The organism is Pseudomonas sp. LAIL14HWK12:I1 (genome assembly GCF_003202095.1).
GTDB classification, from domain to species: domain Bacteria; phylum Pseudomonadota; class Gammaproteobacteria; order Pseudomonadales; family Pseudomonadaceae; genus Aquipseudomonas; species Aquipseudomonas monteilii.
On record NZ_QJKG01000005.1, the window covers coordinates 26,806 to 44,332 of the forward strand.

The window sequence follows — 17,527 nt, forward strand, 5'->3', positions numbered from 1 at the left end:
TGCCCCGCGCTTGGGTTACCATACCGCCCTTTCCCCGCTTGCCCGACTCGACACCAACAGGTCATCCATGCGTCTGTTTCATACCTCCGACTGGCACCTGGGCCAAAGCCTGCACGGCCAGGAACGCGACTTCGAACACGCCTGCTTCCTCGACTGGTTGCTCGGCCAACTGCGCCTGCGCCAGCCCGATGCGCTGCTGATCGCCGGCGATATCTTCGACACGGTCAACCCGCCGGTCAAAGCCCAGGAACGCCTCTACGACTTCATCGTCCAGGCCCACGAGCAGCAGCCCAAGCTGGATATCGTGATGATCGCCGGCAACCACGACTCGGGCTCGCGCATCGAGTTGCCCGCCGCGTTGATGCGCCGCCTGCGTACCCATGCGCTGGGCCGTGTGCATTGGCTGGACGAAGGCCAGCTGGATGCCGAGCGCCTGTTGATTCCACTGACCAATGGCCGTGGCAAGGTCGCCGCCTGGTGCCTGGCCCTGCCCTTCCTGCGCCCGGCCGAAGTGACTGGCCCGCACCTGGGTGACGACTACCTGCAAGGCATTACTCAGGTACATCAGCAACTGATCGCCGCCGCGCAAAAAAAGCGCAAGAAAGACCAGGCGCTGATTGCCATCAGCCATGCGCACATGGCCGGTGGCGCGGTGTCGGAGGACTCCGAGCGCAGCCTGATCATCGGCAACGCCGAGGCGCTGCCGGCCAAGCTGTTCGACAAGGCCATCAGCTACGTTGCCTTGGGCCACCTGCACAAGCCGCAGAAGGTCAACCGCGAAGAACGTATCCGCTACAGCGGCTCGCCGATCCCGCTGTCGTTCGCTGAAATCAACTACCCGCACCAAGTGCTGGAAGTGGAGCTGGACGGTAGCGACCTGGTCAGCGTCGAGCCGCGGCCGGTACCGCGCGCCGTGGCCCTGCAACGGGTTGGCCCGGCACCGTTGGGCGAACTGCTGCAGCAACTGGCTGACTTGCCGGTAGTCGACCTGCTCGAAGACCCCAACCGTCAGCCCTGGCTGGAGGTGCGGGTGGTACTGGACGAGCCGCAACCCGACTTGCGCCAGCAGATCGAAACCGCCCTGGAAGGCAAAGCCGTGCGGCTGATCCGCATCAGCGCCGAATACGCCGGCCGCACCAACGCCGAAGACGATGACCTGGCCTTTGTCGAACTGGCCCAAATGACCCCGCAAGACCTGTTCAGCCGAGCCTGGGAACAGGCCTACGGCAACCCCGCCGACGAACAGGCCCTGGCCGACTTTGCCCTGCTGTTGCAGGACGTGCAGCAGGAAGAAGAGCAGCCATGAAGATTCTCGCCATCCGCCTGAAAAACCTGGCATCGCTAGCCGGCCCGATAGACATCGATTTCACCGCAGAACCCTTGGCCAGTGCCGGCCTGTTCGCCATCACCGGGCCGACCGGGGCCGGCAAAAGCACCCTGCTCGATGCCCTGTGCCTGGCGCTGTTCGGCACCGTGCCACGGCTCAATGACATCGGCCGCGAGGCCAAGGTGCCGGACGCTGAGGGCGAAATTCCCACGTCTGACCCGCGCAACCTGCTGCGCCGTGGCACCGGCAGTGGCTTTGCCGAGGTCGATTTCGTCGGCATCGATGGCCGCCGCTACCGCGCCCGCTGGGAAGCCAACCGCGCCCGCGACAAAGCCAACGGCAAACTTCAGCTTAGCCGCCAGAGTTTCTATGACCTGGACAGCGAGCAAGTGCTGGCAAGCGCCAAGAACGAGTACAAGCAACTGATCGAAGCCCGCCTCGGCCTGAACTTCGAGCAGTTCACCCGCGCCGTGATGCTGGCCCAGAGCGAGTTTGGCGCCTTCCTCAAGGCTGACGACAGAGAGCGCAGCGAACTGCTGGAAAAGCTCACCAACACCGCCATCTACACCCGCTTGGGCCAACGCGCCTTTAGCAAGGCCCGTGAAGCCGGTGAAGCCCACAATGCCCTGAAGGACCGCGCCAGCCACCTGCTGCCAATGGCCGCCGAAGCACGCGCCGAGCTAGACCAGCGCTTGGCGCAAGCCCAGCAGCAGTTCAAGGCCGACCAGGCCGACGAGCGCCAGCTGGAGCAGCAACGCAACTGGCTGAATGAACAACGCCAGCTGCAGGCCCAGTACGCCGAAGCCGGCACCGCGCTGCAGGCCGCCGAGCAGGACTGGCAGCAACTGGCCGAACCTCGCCTGGACCTCGTTCGCCTGGAGCGTTTGGCGCCGCAGCGTCACCAGTTCCATCGCCAGCAAACGCTGACCGCTCAACTGGCGCCAGTCGCAGCGACGATCGCTGAACAGCAACAGCAACAAACTGAGTTGCAACTGCGTACCCGTGAACTTGAACAGGCACTGGACAATGTCCGCCAAGCGCTGGCCGACAACCAGGCACGGCACGGTGAAAACGCCCCGCGCCTGCGCCAGGCCTTTGCCGCACAGGACAACCTGGCCCGCCTGGACCAGGAGCTGGCCGCGCAGCGCAGCAGCAGCGAACAGGCCGCACAGCACGTCGCCGACGGCCAGCAACAGTTGCAGCAGCTGGAGCACAACCAGCAACGCAGCGTGCAACAACTGGCCCAGATCGACACCGCGCTCGCCGACAGCCAGCACTTGGCGGGCCTGGCCGATGCCTGGCATGCCTACCTGCCGCAACTGAAGCAGGTGATGCTGATTGGCGGCCGTCTGGCCAAGGGCCGTGAGGAACTGCCTGGCCTGCAAGCCCTGGCCAGCCAGGCCAATGCGCACTTGCAGGCCGAACGCGACACCTACGACCTGCTGTTCCGCGAAGCCAAGGCCGAACCGCACGCCCTGGCGGAACAGATCGACCTGCTGGGCGGCATGCTGCAGGACAACCGCAAGCAGCAACGCGCCATTGAACAACTGTCGCGCCTGCATGGCCGCGAAATGGAGCTGCGCCAGCAGCTGGATGCCGTGCGCGAGCGGCAACAGCAAGCCATGCAGCAGCGCCAGCAACTGATTACCGAAGGCACCGCCGCCAAGGCCGAGCTGGAAACCGCCGAACAGGCACTTGACCTCACCCGTCAGCTGCTGGAGCGCCAGCGTCTGGCGCGCAATACCAGCGTTGAAGAATTGCGCGGCCAATTGCGCGATGGCGAACCCTGCCCGGTATGCGGCAGCGCCGAGCACCCGTTTCATCAACCCGAAGCGCTGCTGCAAAGCCTGGGACGTCACGACCAGGCTGAGGTAGACGCCGCGCAGAAGCAGGTGGAAACCCTCAACAGCAAACTGGTGGAGCTGCGCACCCAGTTGGGTGTGGTCAACGCCCAGCTCAAAGACTATCAGCAGCAACAACTGCACCTGGGCGAACAACTGCACGCCCAGGTGGCCGAAGTGCAGGCACATAGCCTGTGGCCTGCCCTCGCCCCGCAAGACGACAAGGCCCGCAGCACCTGGCTCGACAGCCAGTTGCGACGCCTGGACGAAGAAATCGGCCGGGACGAGAAGCGTCAGAGCGCCCTGCTCGCCCTGCAAAAAGATGCAGCCCGCCTCAATCAGCAACTGCAGGCCGCCCACGAAGCGCAACAGCAAGCCCAGCGCCACCTGGAGCAACAGCACCAGGCCCTGGCCAACGACGAGCAGCAACTGCAGCAAGGCCTCGACGACCTGGCCGGCGTATTGCCCGAAGAAGCCGTCAAGGCCTTGAACGACGACCCGGCCAATGCCTTCCTTGCCCTGGACCAGCAGATCGCCCAGCGCCTGCAACACCTGGAACAACGCAAGGACGAGCTGGAGGAACAGCAAGCCCGTCAGGCCCAACTGGACAAGCTGCGCGACCAGCAACAGGCACGTATACAAGGCCAGCAGCAGTTGCAGCAGAAGCTGGCCGCCCTCGACGAGCAACGCCAGCAGGCCCAGGCCTCCCTCGGCGAACTGCTTGGCGAGCACACCAGTGCCGAAGCCTGGCAGCAGCACATGGACACCACGCTGGAACAGGCCCGCGCCCTCGACGCCGACACCGCCCAACGCCTGCAAGCGCTGCGCACCCAGGGCGTGCAGCTGGCCAGCGAACTCAAAGCCAACATCCAGCAGCAACAGGCACTGAACACCGAGTGCCAGCAGCTACAGGGCCAGATCAGCCAGTGGCGCAGCGAGCACCCGGAGCTGGATGATGACGGGCTGGATCGCCTGCTGGCCATGGATGACGCGTACGTCCATGAGTTGCGCCAACGCCTGCAAGGCGCGGAAAAGGCCATCGAACAAGGCCGCGTACTGCTGCAGGAACGTGAGCAACGCCTGCAACAGCACGCCGCGCAGATGACCGTGGACACTTCGGCCGAAGCTCTGGAGCAAGCCCTGACCGAGCTGCGCGAACGCCTGGCCAACCACGAACAGCAGTGCGCCGAACTGCGCGCCCAGCAGGCTGACGACCAACGTCGCCAGCAGGCCCATCAGGCACTGGCGGCCGAAATCGAACAGGCTCACCAGCAGTGGCAACGCTGGGCCCGCCTGAACGCGTTGATCGGTTCGGCCTCGGGCGATGTGTTCCGCAAGATCGCCCAAGGCTACAACCTCGACTTGCTGCTGCACCACGCCAACGCCCAACTGCGTCAACTGGCCCGCCGTTACCGCCTCAAGCGTGGCGGCAGCGCCCTTGGCCTGCTGGTGCTGGACACCGAGATGGGCGATGAACTGCGCTCGGTGCATTCGCTGTCGGGCGGGGAAACCTTCCTGGTGTCGCTGGCCCTGGCCTTGGGCCTGGCATCGATGGCCTCCAGCACCCTGCGCATCGAGTCGTTGTTCATCGACGAAGGCTTCGGCAGCCTGGACCCCGAGTCGCTGCAACTGGCGATGGATGCGCTCGACGGCCTGCAGGCCCAAGGCCGCAAGGTGGCAGTGATCTCTCATGTGCAGGAAATGCACGAGCGCATTCCGGTACAGATCCAGGTGCGGCGCCAAGGCAATGGCCTGAGCGACGTGGAGGTGTGCGGGTGATCCTCTACTCGTTCCGCCGCTGCCCGTGGGCCATGCGTGCGCGCCTGGCCCTGCGCTATGCCGGCTGTGAGGTAGACATCTGCGAGGTGGCGATGAAGAACAAGCCGGCAGAGCTGCTGGCCTTGTCGCCCAAGGGCACGGTGCCGGTGCTGGATACCGGTGCCGGGGTGCTGGAAGAGAGCCTGGACATCATGCGCTGGGCGCTGGCGCAACACGACCCGCAGGACTGGCGCTTGCAGGCAGACCCTGCGGCGGCGCAGGTGGCTGACGGGCTGATTGCGCGTAACGACAGCACGTTCAAGGCGCAGGTGAACCTGTACAAGTATGCCGAGCGTTACCCGGAGTATTCCCGCGAGCATTACCGCCAGCAGGCCGAGGCCTGGCTGGCGGAGCTCGAAGGCCTGCTTGAAGGCCGGCCTTACCTGCTGGCTGATCACCCGAGCCTTGCCGATGCTGCGTTACTGCCCCTGATGCGCCAGTTTGCCGGGGTCGAACCACAGTGGTTCGCCGAGGCGGCTTATCCGCGGGTGCGGAGCTGGCTGGAGGGGTGGTTGGCTTCGGAACTCTTCAAATCGATAATGGCCAAGTGATCGGATCGAGTCAGGCTTGACTCAGTGATGCTGCTTGCCGCTAAGGGCCGCATGGAAGTTCGCGCTCTGGCGCAGGTACTGCTCGGTGTAGCTGTGGGTGGCAACAGCCTTGCCGCTGCTGTCGGCATGGGCATGGGTCGGCAGTACGACCGAAGCGGAAATGGCGGATGCGGCAATGACCGGGAAGAGATTGAAGTTCATCTGGGCTGACCTCGACGGCGGTGGTTTGACGGTGGCCCGTTTGGGCCTTGGGTCAAACTTACGCCGCCAAGGCCGAACGCAAAAATTCATTGCGGCAGTATCGATTATCACGCCGATCGATATCACTCGATGAACTTCAGGTCCGATGGGGCATCCTGTTTCAGTGTCTGCACCGTCTCCAGCAGCTTGCCGCTGCGCGGATCGCGGCGTATGACCACGATCTGGTTGCTCTTCTGGTTGGCCACCAGCAGGAAGTTGTCACTCGGGTCCAGGGCAAACTCACGTGGGTGATCGCCCTCCACCGAGCGCCGCTGCAGGAAGGCCAGCTGGCCGTCCTGCTTGCCCACGCTGAACGCAACGACCTCGTTGGCCGTGCCACGGTTGCTCACGTACAAGAAGCGCCCGTCTGCCGACAAGTGCAAAGCACCCGCCGCCTTCGCTGCTGCCTCGTGACGTTCGGTCAGTGGCAGGCGCTGGCGTTCCACCAGGTTGCCATCCTGCACATCGAACACCACCACCTCGGCACTCATTTCCAGGGTGAGATAGGCGTGCAGGCCCTTGGCGTCAAACAGCAGGTGACGCGGCCCACTGCCCGGCGGCAACGCCACCGACGCGGGTATCGCCGGGGTCAGCGGGTGGTCCGCGCTGGCGCCGTCGTAGCGGTAGATGAACACCTTGTCGGCACCCAGGTCGCTGGCGTACAGGTGCCGGCCGTCCGGCGACAGCACCAGCGAATGCACATGGGCACCGGCCTGTCGCTCCGGGTTGACCCCGCTCGGCTTGTGCCGGGTCTGTTGCACCACGGGCTTGAGCTTGCCGTCCTTGGCCACCGGGATCACCACCAGGCTGCCCCCGGGGTCGGGGTTGACCGCGTAATTGGCCACGAACAGGAAGCGCTGGTCGCGGCTGAGGCTGGCGTGGGTTGGCTCGTCGCCCTGGCTGGCCACTTGGTTAAGTGGTTTGATTTCGCCTTTGGTGCTGATGCTGAAACTGCTGGCATGCCCCTGCGGGGTTTCATTTACCGCGAACAGCTGGCGCTGGTCAGCCGACAGCACCAGCCACGAAGGGCTGACGCTTTTCACCACTTGCAGGGGTGTGGGGTCGATATGGCCGGCCTTGTCGTCGAACTGATAACGGTAGATGCCCTGGCTGGCGCCATCGGTGTAGCTGCCCACCAGCAAGGTAGCGGCGTGGGCATGGAGTGTCAGGCTCATCAGGCTAGCGGTCAGCAGGCTCGTCCAGATCCGGTTCATCTTGGTCGTCGTCCGGGGCACGAAAGGCACTCATACAGACTAGACGATGCTCGCCATCGGCATCGTTGAGTTGCCATTCATCACCCGTGGCGATGGCGGCGGCGACTTGCTCGGGAGTGAAGGACCAGCGGCGCAGTTGGCGACCATCCATACATTCGACGGTGAGGCCGGACTCATCAGCGGTGAAGTCGAAGGCGTGCAGGCCGTCGATCAGGAGCATGTCGCAGGTTTGCAGGGCGGTGGCGAGGGGGGACATGGGGGTACCAATTTGAAATGAACCGGCATTATAGCTTGGGGCCGCCAAGCGGCCCCCAACTATTCAATGGGCGAAAATCGACCCACCCTCCTTGCCCACCATCTTCTCCGGTTTGATCAGGAACCGCGCCAGCGCCGGCAGCAACCACAACGCACCAAACATGTTCCACAACAACATGAAGGTCAGCATCAACCCCATGTCGGCCTGGAACTTGATCGCCGAGAAGATCCAGGTGCACACGCCAATGGCCAGGCACAGGCCGGTGAACAACACGGCTTTACCGGTCGAGCGCAGGGTCTGGTAATAGGCTTCCTGCAACGGCAGGCCGGCCCGCAAGAAGCTTTCCAGGCGGCTGTAGATGTAGATGCCGTAGTCCACGCCAATGCCCACGCCCAGCGCCACCACCGGCAAGGTCGCCACCTTCACCCCGATGCCCATGTAGGCCATCAGCGCGTTGCCCAGCACCGAGGTCAGCACCAGTGGCAGCACGATGCACAGGGTGGCGGCGAACGAGCGGAAGGTGATCAGGCACATCACCGCCACGCAGATGTACACCAGAATCAGGATGGTCAGCTCGGCCGACTTGATCACTTCGTTGGTCGCCGCCTCGATCCCGGCGTTACCCGCCGCCAGCAGGAACTGCAGGCCTTCCTTGTTGTGGCTGTCGGCAAACGCCTTGGCCACGGCAGTGACCCGCTCCAGGGTCTCGGCCTTGTGATCGTTGAGGAACACCAGCACCGGCGCCAGCGAGCAGTCGCCGTTGTACAGGCCGTCGGCACGGGCAATGGAGTTGTTGAGGATGTCCGGGTTACGCGACAGGGTCTCCCATTTCAGGCTGCCCTCGTTCATGCCCTTGATCACCTGCTTGGACACGGTCACCAGGGAAATCGCCGACTGCACGCCCGGGGTGTTCTGCATGGTCCACATCAGCTCGTCGATCGGTGCCATGGTCGAGTGGATTGAGCACTGCTCCGGTGGAGTCTTGACCATGATCACCAGCACGTCGGAGCTGGTGGAGTAGTTGCTGATGATGAAGCTGTTGTCCTGGTTGTAGCGCGAATCGGGGCGCAGCTCTGGCGCGCCCTGGTCAAGGTCGCCGATTTTCAGGTTCTGGCTGTACCACAGGCCACCGGCAAAGGCGACCAGCGCCAGCACCACCGACACCGGCGCCACCTTGGCACTGGCAAAGTTCGACAGCAGCCGCCAGAACGGGTGTTCGCGGGTGGCGTCCTTCTTGCTGCGCTCGATGGCCTTCTTGCTGATACCGACGTAGGAAATGGCCACCGGCAGCAGGATCAGGTTGGTGAACACGATCACCGCCACGCCGATGGAGGCGCCGATGGCCAGCTCGCGGATCACGCCAATGTCGATGATCAGCAGGGTGATGAAGCCTACGGCGTCGGCGAGGATGGCGATCATGCCCGGCAGGAACAGCTGGCGGAAGGTGCGACGCGCCGCCGTAAGGGCGTTATCCGCGTCACTCGACTGCAAGGCGATGCCATTGATCTTCTGCACCCCGTGGGAAATCCCGATGGCGAAGATCAGGAACGGCACCAGCATCGAGTACGGGTCCAGGCCAAAGCCCACCGCATGCATCAACCCCAGCTGCCAGACCACTGCCACCAGGGTAGTGATGAGCACGGCGATGGTGCTGCGGATGCACCAGGTGAACCAGTACAACAGCACCCAGGTGATCACCAGAGCGACGCCGAAGAACATTGCCACCATCACCAGGCCGTCGATCAGGTCGCCAACCTTCTTGGCGAAGCCGACGATGTGTACCTTCACGTTGGGGTTCTGGGCCTGGAACTTGTCACGGATCTTTTCTTCCAGCAGGTGCGAGAACTGCTGGTAGTCCAGCTTCACCTGCTTGCCTGGGTCTTGCGGGTCGGGGTAGCTCTCCAGCAGCGGCACATCGACGATGCTGGACTTGAAGTTGTTGCCCACCAGCCGCCCTACCTGGCCCGACTTGAGCACGTTGTCGCGCAGGGTGTCGAGGCTGTCCTGCGAACCGTTGTAGGTGTTGGGGATTACCTCACCACCGGAAAAGCCCTCTTCGGTGACCTCACTCCAGCGCACGCTGGGGCTCCACAGCGATTTGAGCCCGGCACGGTCGACACCCGGGATGTAGAACACCTCGTCATGGACCTGGCGCAGGGTCTCCATGTAGTCCTTGTCGAAGATGTCGCCGTTCACTGCCTCGACCGAGATGCGCACGGTGTTGCCGAGGTTGGCCAGGTCGTTGCGGTGTTCCATCATCTGCTCGATGAACGGGTGTTGCAGCGGGATCATCTTCTCGAAGCTGGTGGACGGGCGAATCTGCGTGGCCTGCCAGAACAGGAAAATGCTCACCAGCACGCACAGGGCGATGACCACAGGGCGGTTGTTGAAAATCAGGCGTTCGAGCAGCGTGGCCTTGTCCTGGTGATGCGGGTGCATGGTAATGCTCTCCCTGCTGGTCATCGGCTTGCCCCCTCGGCCCCTTGGGCATCCGCCAGGTGTACACCGCCCTGCCCTACCAGCAGCAGCCCACCGTTGGCCAGGCCGCTGACGCCGGCCAGGGCGATACGGTCGGCACGGTTGTACACGCTGAAGGCCTGGCCGCCATCGGTACTGCGCAGCACGCTGCCGCCGTTGCCCACCAGCACCAAGGTGCCATCATCGAGAAGCGTAGCGCTTGCCAGGCCGAATTCGAGGTTGCCGCGCGCGGCCTTGAGTTCGATCGGCTGCCAGCTGTCACCAAAATCGGTGGAACGGAACAGGTTGCCGCGCAGGCCGTAGGCCAGCAGGGTGTGCGGCTGGGCGGTGCCGATCACGCCGAACAGCGAGCCTTCGTAGGGGCCTTCGACCTTGGCCCAGGTCTGGCCGTTGTCGGCGGAGCGGAACATGCCGCCCTGCTCGCCCACGATGAACAGGCCGGCGTCACGCACTCGGGTAATGCCGTTCAGGTGAAGCTGGTCGGGGTTGTCCAGGCGCTCGGCCACGTCCTGCCAGTGCTGGCCGCCGTCGGTGGTTTCCAACAAGGCGCCGTAGGCCCCCACGGCAAAGCCGTGCCGCGCGTCGAGGAAAGCGACGTCAAGCAAGGGCGCTTCGCGGGCGAGATCTTCGAACTGCTTGGTCCAGGTCGCGCCGCCGTCGTTGCTGGCGAGGATTTGCGAATCGTGGCCGACGGCCCAGCCGCGCTTGTCGTCGAGGAAGAACACGGCGGTGAGCAGTTGCCGGGTGGGCACGCGGGCCTGGGTCCAGGTGCTGCCCTGGTCGTCGGAGAACAGGATGTGACCCCGATCGCCCACCACCACCAGGCGGCTGCCGGCATGGGTGGCGCCGATCAACAGGCTTTGGCTGGCCTTGGCCGATTCGGTGGAGTATTCGTCGGCGGCGGCGGCCTGGGCGCTGTCGGCCCACACCCCCAATGCCAGTGCCAGCACTGCGCTGGCTGCCCATGGCCAGGCACCGCGCCTGGCTGGCGCCTGTAGCTGTTCCCTCATGACTGCCCCCTGTTGTGTTCTTCTTGGTGGGTCAATGCACTGCAGGCACTGCGAGATGCCTGATCTAGAGGCCTGCAATAGCTTGAGGGGATCGTAGCGGGGATGTTTGCGGGATTACAACGGGCGGGGTGTTATGTTTTGTTGTCGGCTTGAAAAAGCAGGGGGCCGCTGTGCGGCCCCACTGGCCCTCAAGCCAGGCTCTTGCTCACCACTTCATACACATCACTGGACAGCTCACCCGAAGCCAGAATCCGCTCCAGCTCACCCTTCATCAGGGCCTGACGCGCGTCATCATACTTGCGCCAGCGGGTCAGCGGCGCCAGCTGGCGCGAGGCAATCTGCGGGTTCAGCGCATTCAGTTCGATCACCAGGTCCGCCAGGAAGCGATAACCCGAGCCATCCGCCGCATGGAAGTTGACCAGGTTCTGCCCGGCAAAGGCACCCACCAGCGCACGGACCTTGTTCGGGTTCTTCAGGGTGAACGCCGGGTGCTGCATCAGCGCCTTGACCCGCGCCAGCCCGCCCGGCAGCGCGCTGGCCGCCTGCACGCTGAACCACTGGTCCATGACCAGCGGGTTGTCCTTGAAGTGCTCGGCAAAGGTGTCCAGCGCCTTGGCGCGTTCAGCCTCGAACGGCGAATTGACCAGCACCGCCAACGCCGTCAGGCGCTCGGTCATGTTGTCGCACTGGTCAAACTGCTCAAGGGTCGCTTCCAGCACTTGCGGCTTGCCGCTCTGCATCAGGTACGACAGGGCGATGTTCTGCAGGCTACGGCGGGCAAAGTGTTCGGCAGAGGCCACGTAAGCGGTGCTGCGCGACACTTCGCGGTTGGCCTGGTAACGCGCCCACAGGGCGTCGAACAGCTGTTCGGCGATCTGCTGGCGGGCGAACTCGCGAGCGGCGTGGATGGCATCCACGTCGGCCACCTGGCTGATCTCGGTGAGGTAGGCCTCACCCGGCAGCGAAAGCATTTCGGCCACCATGGCCGGGTCCAGCGCTTCGTTACCCAGCACGGTGCCCAGAGCGTTGATCAGGCGCTGGTCGAGTTTGAGCGCCTCGCCGCGCTGGTGCTGGCCAATCAGCTCCTGCAACACTTGCACCGACAATTGCTGCCCCGCTTCCCAGCGGTTGAAGCCGTCGCTGTCGTGCTGCATCAGGAACATCAGCTGGTCGCGGTCGTACGGGAAGCTCAGCTTCACCGGGGCGCTGAAGCCTCGCAGCAGCGAGGGCAGCGGCTTGGCCGGAATGCCCTGGAAGGTGAAGGTTTGCTCGGCCTCGATCACCGACAGCACACGGCTGGTACCGCCAGCAGCCGCTTCACCGACAAGGCGCAGCGGCAGGTCATTGCCTTCGGCGTCCAGCAGGCCCAGTTCCACCGGGATCACAAACGGCAGTTTTTCGGCCTTGTCCGGCGTTTGCGGGCAGCTCTGGCGGAAGGTCAGGCTGTAGGTCTGCGCGGCAGCATCATAGGCTTCGCTGACCTCCAGGCGCGGGGTGCCGGCCTGGTTGTACCAGCGCTTGAACTGGGTGAAGTCGACACCGTTGGCGTCTTCCATGGCCTTGATGAAGTCGTCGGTGGTCACCGCCTGGCCATCATGGCGTTCGAAGTACAGGTCGCTGCCCTTGCGGAAACCTTCGGCGCCCAGCAGGGTGCGGACCATGCGCACCACTTCGGCGCCCTTCTCGTACACGGTCAGGGTGTAGAAGTTGGAGATTTCGATGAAGCTGTCCGGGCGCACCGGGTGGGCCATAGGGCCGGCGTCTTCGGCGAACTGGTGGGTACGCAGGTAGGCGACGTCTTCGATACGCTTGACCGTGCGCGAGTTCATGTCGGCACTGAACTCGGCATCGCGGAACACCGTGAAGCCTTCCTTCAACGACAGCTGGAACCAGTCACGGCAGGTGACGCGGTTGCCCGACCAGTTGTGGAAATACTCGTGGGCAACCACGCCTTCGACACGCTGGTGCGCGGCATCGGTGGCGGTTTCGGCACGGGCCAGCACACAGCTGGAGTTGAAAATGTTCAGGCCCTTGTTTTCCATGGCGCCCATGTTGAAGTCGTTGACCGCAACAATCATGAAGATGTCCAGGTCGTACTCACGGCCATAGATTTCTTCGTCCCAGCGCATGGACTTCTTCAGGCTGACCATGGCGTGGTCGCACTTGTCGATATTCTCGGGCTCGACGTAGATACGCAGGGTCACATCCCGGCCAGACTGGCGGGTAAAGGTGTCCTCGACGCACCACAAGTCACCGGCCACCAGCGCGAACAGGTAGGCCGGCTTCATGAACGGGTCTTCCCAGGTCGCCCAGTGGCGGCCATCTTCTGCCGGCCCGCTGCCGATCGGGTTACCGTTGGACAACAGCACCGGGTAACGATGCTGCTCGGCGATCACCGTGGTGGTGAAGGTGCTCATGACGTCCGGGCGGTCGAGGTAGTAGGTGATCTTGCGGAAGCCCTCGGCCTCGCACTGGGTGCAGAACATCTTGCCCGACTTGTACAGGCCCTCCAGCGCAGTGTTGCTTTCGGGGTGGATCTTCACGCTGGTGTCGAGGGTGAAGCGCTCGGCCTTGGGGTGCACGGTCAGGCTGTCGACGTCCAGCTGATAGTCAGCCGCGTGCAGTTCCTGGTCATCCAGCGAAGCGCGCAGCAACTCCAGTTGCTGGCCATCGAGCACCAGTGGCGGCAGCCCGGCACCGCGCGCCGGGTTGCGGCGCATCACCAGTTGCGCGTGAACCAGGGTGTGGTCCTCGAACAGCTCGAAGGTCAGGTGCGTCTCGTCGATCAGGTACTCGGGCGCCTGGTAATCCTTGAGGTAGATCACTTGCGGTTGTTCGGTACGCATGTAGAGGTCCTTTTACTGGAGCACGGCCAGCTGGTAGGCCGTGTACTTGCGAATATTGATCACACCGGTATCGAAGATCAGGTACTGGCCCTTGATACCCAGTAGCGTGCCTTCGGCCACCGGGTCTTTGTCGAGGTTGAAGCTGACGATCTTTTTCGGGTAGGCCTCGACCGGGTAATTCATCTGTACCACTTCGGCGTCGGGCAGCGGCTGAATCGCCTGCAAGCCGAAACGCGCTTGCAGCGCGCTCAAACCGTCGGCACAGGCATCGAAAATCTGCTCACGAATGGCCGGCAGGTCGAGCACTTCGGCATCGCCCTTGAGCAGCGCACGCCAGTTGGTGCGATCCGGCACCTGGCTGCGCAGCACGTCTTCGACCAGGCCGGACTGCTGGCGGGTGGCCACGCGCATGATCGGCAGGGCCTGGCTGGCGCCCTGGTCGAGCCAACGGGTAGGCAGCTGGGTGGCGCGGGTGATGCCGACCTTGATCCCCGACGAGTTGGCCAGGTAGACCACATGGTCGGTCATGCAGAACTGTTCGCCCCACGAAGGCTCACGGCAGGTGCCGGCGTCGTAGTGGCATTTTTCCGGGGCCATGATGCACACGTCGCACTGGGCCAGCCTGGTCATGCACGGGTAGCAGTAACCTTGGCTGAAGCTGGTCTTGGTGCGCTTGCCGCAATGGCTGCAATGAATGGCGCCGAGGTATTCCAGGCGCAGGCGCTGGCCGATCAGCGGGTTGACCGGGACCTGCGTGTCATCAAGGCGGAAGCTGTACTGCACCACGGGTGCCTGCAGGCTTACCGCCATTTTGCTCAACGAGCCACGAGCGAGTTCGATCAATGTACCGAGTCCGACTTGAACAGAATGTTGGGGATCGGCGCGGACTTCGACGCACACTCTTGCGGGCCCATGTAGCCGGTGCGCTGGTCTTCAGGCAGGTTCTTGATCTCCCAGGCGATAACGGCCTGCAGCGACAGCTCTTTCTGCTCGGCGGTGAGCTTGCGGCCATCCGACCATTTGCCGATTTCCACGGCCAGTTTCAGGCTCTCGTAGATTTCCGGGGTAATGTTTTCGATCATTTGCGCGAAAGTGGACATAGTGTCTCCTGATTCAAGCCGACAGTTTACGCCGGGCCAGCGCCCCGCCCAAGAGCCCGGTCAGGCATCCGATGAGCAGCCCGCCCACGTGGGCGGCGTTGGCGATCTGGCCAAGGCCCAGGGTGCCGACCACGCCGGTGAGGCATACCACCAGCCAGATCAGCATCATTACCAGCACGCCCCTGGGCAGGTTGAAGTAACGGTTGGGCGCCAGCCACTGGAACAGCCATACATGCCCGAGCAGGCCATACAGCACGCCGGACAGGCCGCCGAACAGGCTCGGCCCGCTGGTGTAGTGCTGGGCCACGTTGGACACCAGGCTGAACAGCAGGGTCAGGCCCAGCAACATCCAGGGGCCTTGGCGCAATTCGATGCGTTTGCCCAGCTCCCAGTACCACAGGCTGTTCATGGCCAGGTGCAGTACACCGAAGTGCAGCAGCATGGGCGAAACCAGCCGCCACCATTGGCCTGCGTCCAGGGTTTGCGCCAGCGGGCTGAAGTACAGGTAATCGCCCTGGACGCGGAAGTCGAGGAAGGTGAACCAGCTGATGGTGGTGAAGTTGTCGCCCAGACTGGTGAGGCCGGCGACGATGAAGCACAGCAGCAGGGTGAGGGTGGTGACCTTGCAGGCTTTGGCTTGTTCTACCAGGGAGGGTTGTGTGGGGCTGTTCGCGGCGGTTCGGCGCCCCGACAAGCCCGCGCCCTCAGGTTCGTCGGTTGCCTGGATGTCTGCGTTGCCGTCAGGGTAGCGCTGGTAGAGTTGCAGCACGTCTTCGGCGAGGGTGTCGGGGGCCCAGAGCACCTGGGCATCGCCCTCCTCGCTCACCCGATGCGGCACCTGCAGGCGCTGCAACAGGTGGACGAAGCCGCTGAGGTCGACCGACAGCGGCAGGCGCATCACTTCGATAATGTTCATTGGTTGGCCTGTGGGCGGTCGACGTCGACCCAGACGAACTTGTGCGGGTCGATGCGGGTTTCATCATCCAGCCGGTAGGCGACCAGCTTGCCGTAGAGCACGGCGCTGTAGTCCAGGCAGGCCAGGTTGGCGCGGATCGGCGCCGGGCGGCCGCTACGCCAGTAATGGCCGACGAACAGCAGAGGCTCGTCTTCGTCGTAGCGCAACAAGGCGTTCTTCTGGCTGTGGCTGAGCGGGGTGCTGGCCACCTCTTCGGGCAGGGCATCGGGCTGGAACACGATGTCACCGTAGGTTTGCGGGTCTTCTTCCCAGAACTTGGTGCGGAAGAAGGCGCGTGTCAGGCCATCACCGCCCGTCAGGGTCAGGCCGTCCGGCAGGCGCATGTCGGTGCCGCGCAACAGGCGGTTGCACACGGTAGCAGCAAAGCTGTTGCTCACCGCCGAAGCCTGGATGAAGTGTTCATCGATGCGCCCGTCGGGGTACTGCTGGCGCAACGGCTCGATCAGTCGCGGGTCCCAGCAGGCATGCACCAGGCGGAAGCGCCCGGCATCGACGAACAGTGGCAGCTCGTAGAACCAGTTGACGAAGTCGTGCCAGTCGCCGGGGTGGTGAGCGAACTGGGTCAGGGTTTCGTCGATCAGCCGGGCGTGGCGTGGCGTGTGCTCGCGCACGTAGGCCTTGCCACTGCCGGGCAGCGCCGGGGTAACCCAACCCAGGGCGTTGTACTCGTGGTTGCCCATGATGCACAACGCCTGGCCGGCCTCGACCATGTCGTGGACGATATGCAGCGCCTCGCGGATGCGTGGCCCGCGGTCGACGATATCGCCCAGGAACAGCGCCATGCGCCGCGGGTGGCGCCATACGCCGGCCACGCGCTTGTAACCGAGGGCGTCGAGCAGGCGTTCAAGGGTCAGCGCACAACCGTGCACGTCACCGATGATGTCGAAACTTCGCGCCGGATCGAACATCAGTCGTCCCTGCTCCCCAGGCGGCTGCCCCAACCGAGCTTGGTGCGGCAGACCTCGTAGTAGTTGTGGTCCAGCGGGTGGATCAGGCGCAGCTTCTGCGGCTTCTTGCTGACCGTGATGGTGTCGCCGGGGGCGCAGGTGAAGTGGTTCTGGCCGTCACAGGACACTTGTGGGTAGATCTGCAGATCCTTCGACACCACGATCTTCAGCTCGCTGTTGCCATCGACCACGATCGGCCGGCCCGACAGGGTGTGCGGGTACATCGGCACGATGACGATGGCGTCCAGCTTGGGGTGCATGATCGGGCCACCGGCCGAGAGCGCATAGGCGGTGGAGCCGGTGGGGGTGGCGACGATCAGGCCGTCGGCCTTCTGGCTGCAGACGAACTGGCCGTCGATGTAGATCTCGAACTCGATCATGCGCGTGGACTTGCCGGGGTGCAGCACCACGTCGTTCAGCGCATCGCCCTGGCCAATGGCTTCGTGGTGGCGGCGCACTTCGGCCTGCAGCAGAAAACGGTTTTCCACCAGGTAGTGGCCGTCGAGCACCTCGGCGACTTTTTCTTCCAGTTCGTCGGGGCGGATGTCGGTGAGGAAGCCCAGGTTGCCACGGTTGATGCCCAGCACCGGAATGTTGTGACGGGCCAGGGCGCGGGCAGCGCCCAGCAGGCTGCCGTCGCCGCCGACCACGATGACCAGGTCGCAGACTTCGCCCAGCAGCTTGCGGGTGGAGGTTTGCAGACCATGACCGGGCAGCACTTCGGCGATGGTGTCCTCGAGGATCACATGCAGGTGGCGCTCGAGGAGGAATTTTTTCAGTCGGCGAATGGTGTCGAGCACCTGCGAGCTGCCAAGGCGACCGATGATACCGATATTGCGAAATTGCTCCATGGGGCTCCTGCAAGGCTCTGCGGCGGGTGACGATGGGCCGATTATGGGCGAAACCACCGGGTAGCGGCAAAC

General features: G+C 63.9%; 14 protein-coding genes. 3 read left to right on the forward strand and 11 right to left on the reverse strand.

Annotated features, from left to right (window positions below; translation table 11 throughout):
• Window positions 1–67: 67 nt before the first annotated feature.
• The 3 genes from D906_RS14100 to D906_RS14110 are packed head-to-tail and all read left to right on the forward strand — an operon-like array spanning window position 68 to window position 5,537.
• Window positions 68–1,306, forward strand: a complete 1,239-nt coding sequence (locus D906_RS14100) for an exonuclease SbcCD subunit D C-terminal domain-containing protein (protein WP_019098168.1) — start codon at window positions 68–70, stop codon at window positions 1,304–1,306.
• The gene (locus D906_RS14105) at window positions 1,303–4,947 is read left to right on the forward strand and encodes an AAA family ATPase (protein WP_027615853.1); all 3,645 of its coding nucleotides are present in this window, start codon (window positions 1,303–1,305) and stop codon (window positions 4,945–4,947) included. The genes D906_RS14100 and D906_RS14105 overlap by 4 nt, the downstream gene beginning before the upstream one ends.
• On the forward strand, window positions 4,944–5,537 hold the full coding sequence (locus D906_RS14110; protein ID WP_027615854.1) for a glutathione S-transferase: 594 nt from the start codon (window positions 4,944–4,946) through the stop codon (window positions 5,535–5,537). Before D906_RS14105 ends, D906_RS14110 begins: the two co-directional genes overlap by 4 nt.
• A gap of 21 nt (window positions 5,538–5,558) precedes the next feature.
• On the opposite strand, the gene D906_RS14115 is transcribed toward D906_RS14110, so the two are convergent.
• The 11 genes from D906_RS14115 to D906_RS14165 form a co-directional block, all read right to left on the reverse strand.
• Window positions 5,559–5,738, reverse strand: coding sequence for a hypothetical protein (locus tag D906_RS14115; protein WP_027615855.1), 180 nt, complete (start codon window positions 5,736–5,738; stop codon window positions 5,559–5,561).
• 122 nt (window positions 5,739–5,860) lie between these two features.
• A complete protein-coding gene (locus tag D906_RS14120; protein ID WP_027615856.1) occupies window positions 5,861–6,991 on the reverse strand; it encodes a lactonase family protein in 1,131 nt (376 codons plus the stop codon).
• Window positions 6,957–7,247, reverse strand: coding sequence for a DUF5629 family protein (locus tag D906_RS14125; RefSeq protein ID WP_016714876.1), 291 nt, complete (start codon window positions 7,245–7,247; stop codon window positions 6,957–6,959). The genes D906_RS14120 and D906_RS14125 overlap by 35 nt, the downstream gene beginning before the upstream one ends.
• A gap of 63 nt (window positions 7,248–7,310) precedes the next feature.
• Entirely contained in the window at window positions 7,311–9,686 is a 2,376-nt protein-coding gene (locus D906_RS14130) for an RND family transporter (protein WP_027615857.1), read from the reverse strand.
• Between the two features lie 20 nt (window positions 9,687–9,706).
• Window positions 9,707–10,735 carry a YCF48-related protein gene (locus D906_RS14135; protein WP_019098173.1) on the reverse strand — a complete coding sequence of 343 codons (1,029 nt, stop codon included), beginning with the start codon at window positions 10,733–10,735 and terminating at the stop codon, window positions 9,707–9,709.
• A 188-nt stretch (window positions 10,736–10,923) separates the two neighbouring features.
• On the reverse strand, window positions 10,924–13,581 hold the full coding sequence (pepN, locus tag D906_RS14140; RefSeq protein ID WP_027615858.1) for an aminopeptidase N: 2,658 nt from the start codon (window positions 13,579–13,581) through the stop codon (window positions 10,924–10,926).
• Between the two features lie 12 nt (window positions 13,582–13,593).
• Window positions 13,594–14,424, reverse strand: a complete 831-nt coding sequence (locus tag D906_RS14145; protein WP_019098175.1) for a DUF2797 domain-containing protein — start codon at window positions 14,422–14,424, stop codon at window positions 13,594–13,596.
• Entirely contained in the window at window positions 14,421–14,681 is a 261-nt protein-coding gene (locus D906_RS14150; protein WP_016714809.1) for a YeaC family protein, read from the reverse strand. The genes D906_RS14145 and D906_RS14150 overlap by 4 nt, the downstream gene beginning before the upstream one ends.
• A gap of 13 nt (window positions 14,682–14,694) precedes the next feature.
• A complete protein-coding gene (locus D906_RS14155; RefSeq protein ID WP_025754917.1) occupies window positions 14,695–15,597 on the reverse strand; it encodes a rhomboid family intramembrane serine protease in 903 nt (300 codons plus the stop codon).
• Window positions 15,594–16,565 carry a metallophosphoesterase gene (locus D906_RS14160; protein WP_016714807.1) on the reverse strand — a complete coding sequence of 324 codons (972 nt, stop codon included), beginning with the start codon at window positions 16,563–16,565 and terminating at the stop codon, window positions 15,594–15,596. Before D906_RS14160 ends, D906_RS14155 begins: the two co-directional genes overlap by 4 nt.
• Complete coding sequence (locus D906_RS14165; RefSeq protein WP_008090067.1) at window positions 16,565–17,455, reverse strand: NAD(+) kinase; 891 nt, start codon at window positions 17,453–17,455, stop codon at window positions 16,565–16,567. Before D906_RS14165 ends, D906_RS14160 begins: the two co-directional genes overlap by 1 nt.
• Between the last annotated feature and the right edge of the window lie 72 nt (window positions 17,456–17,527).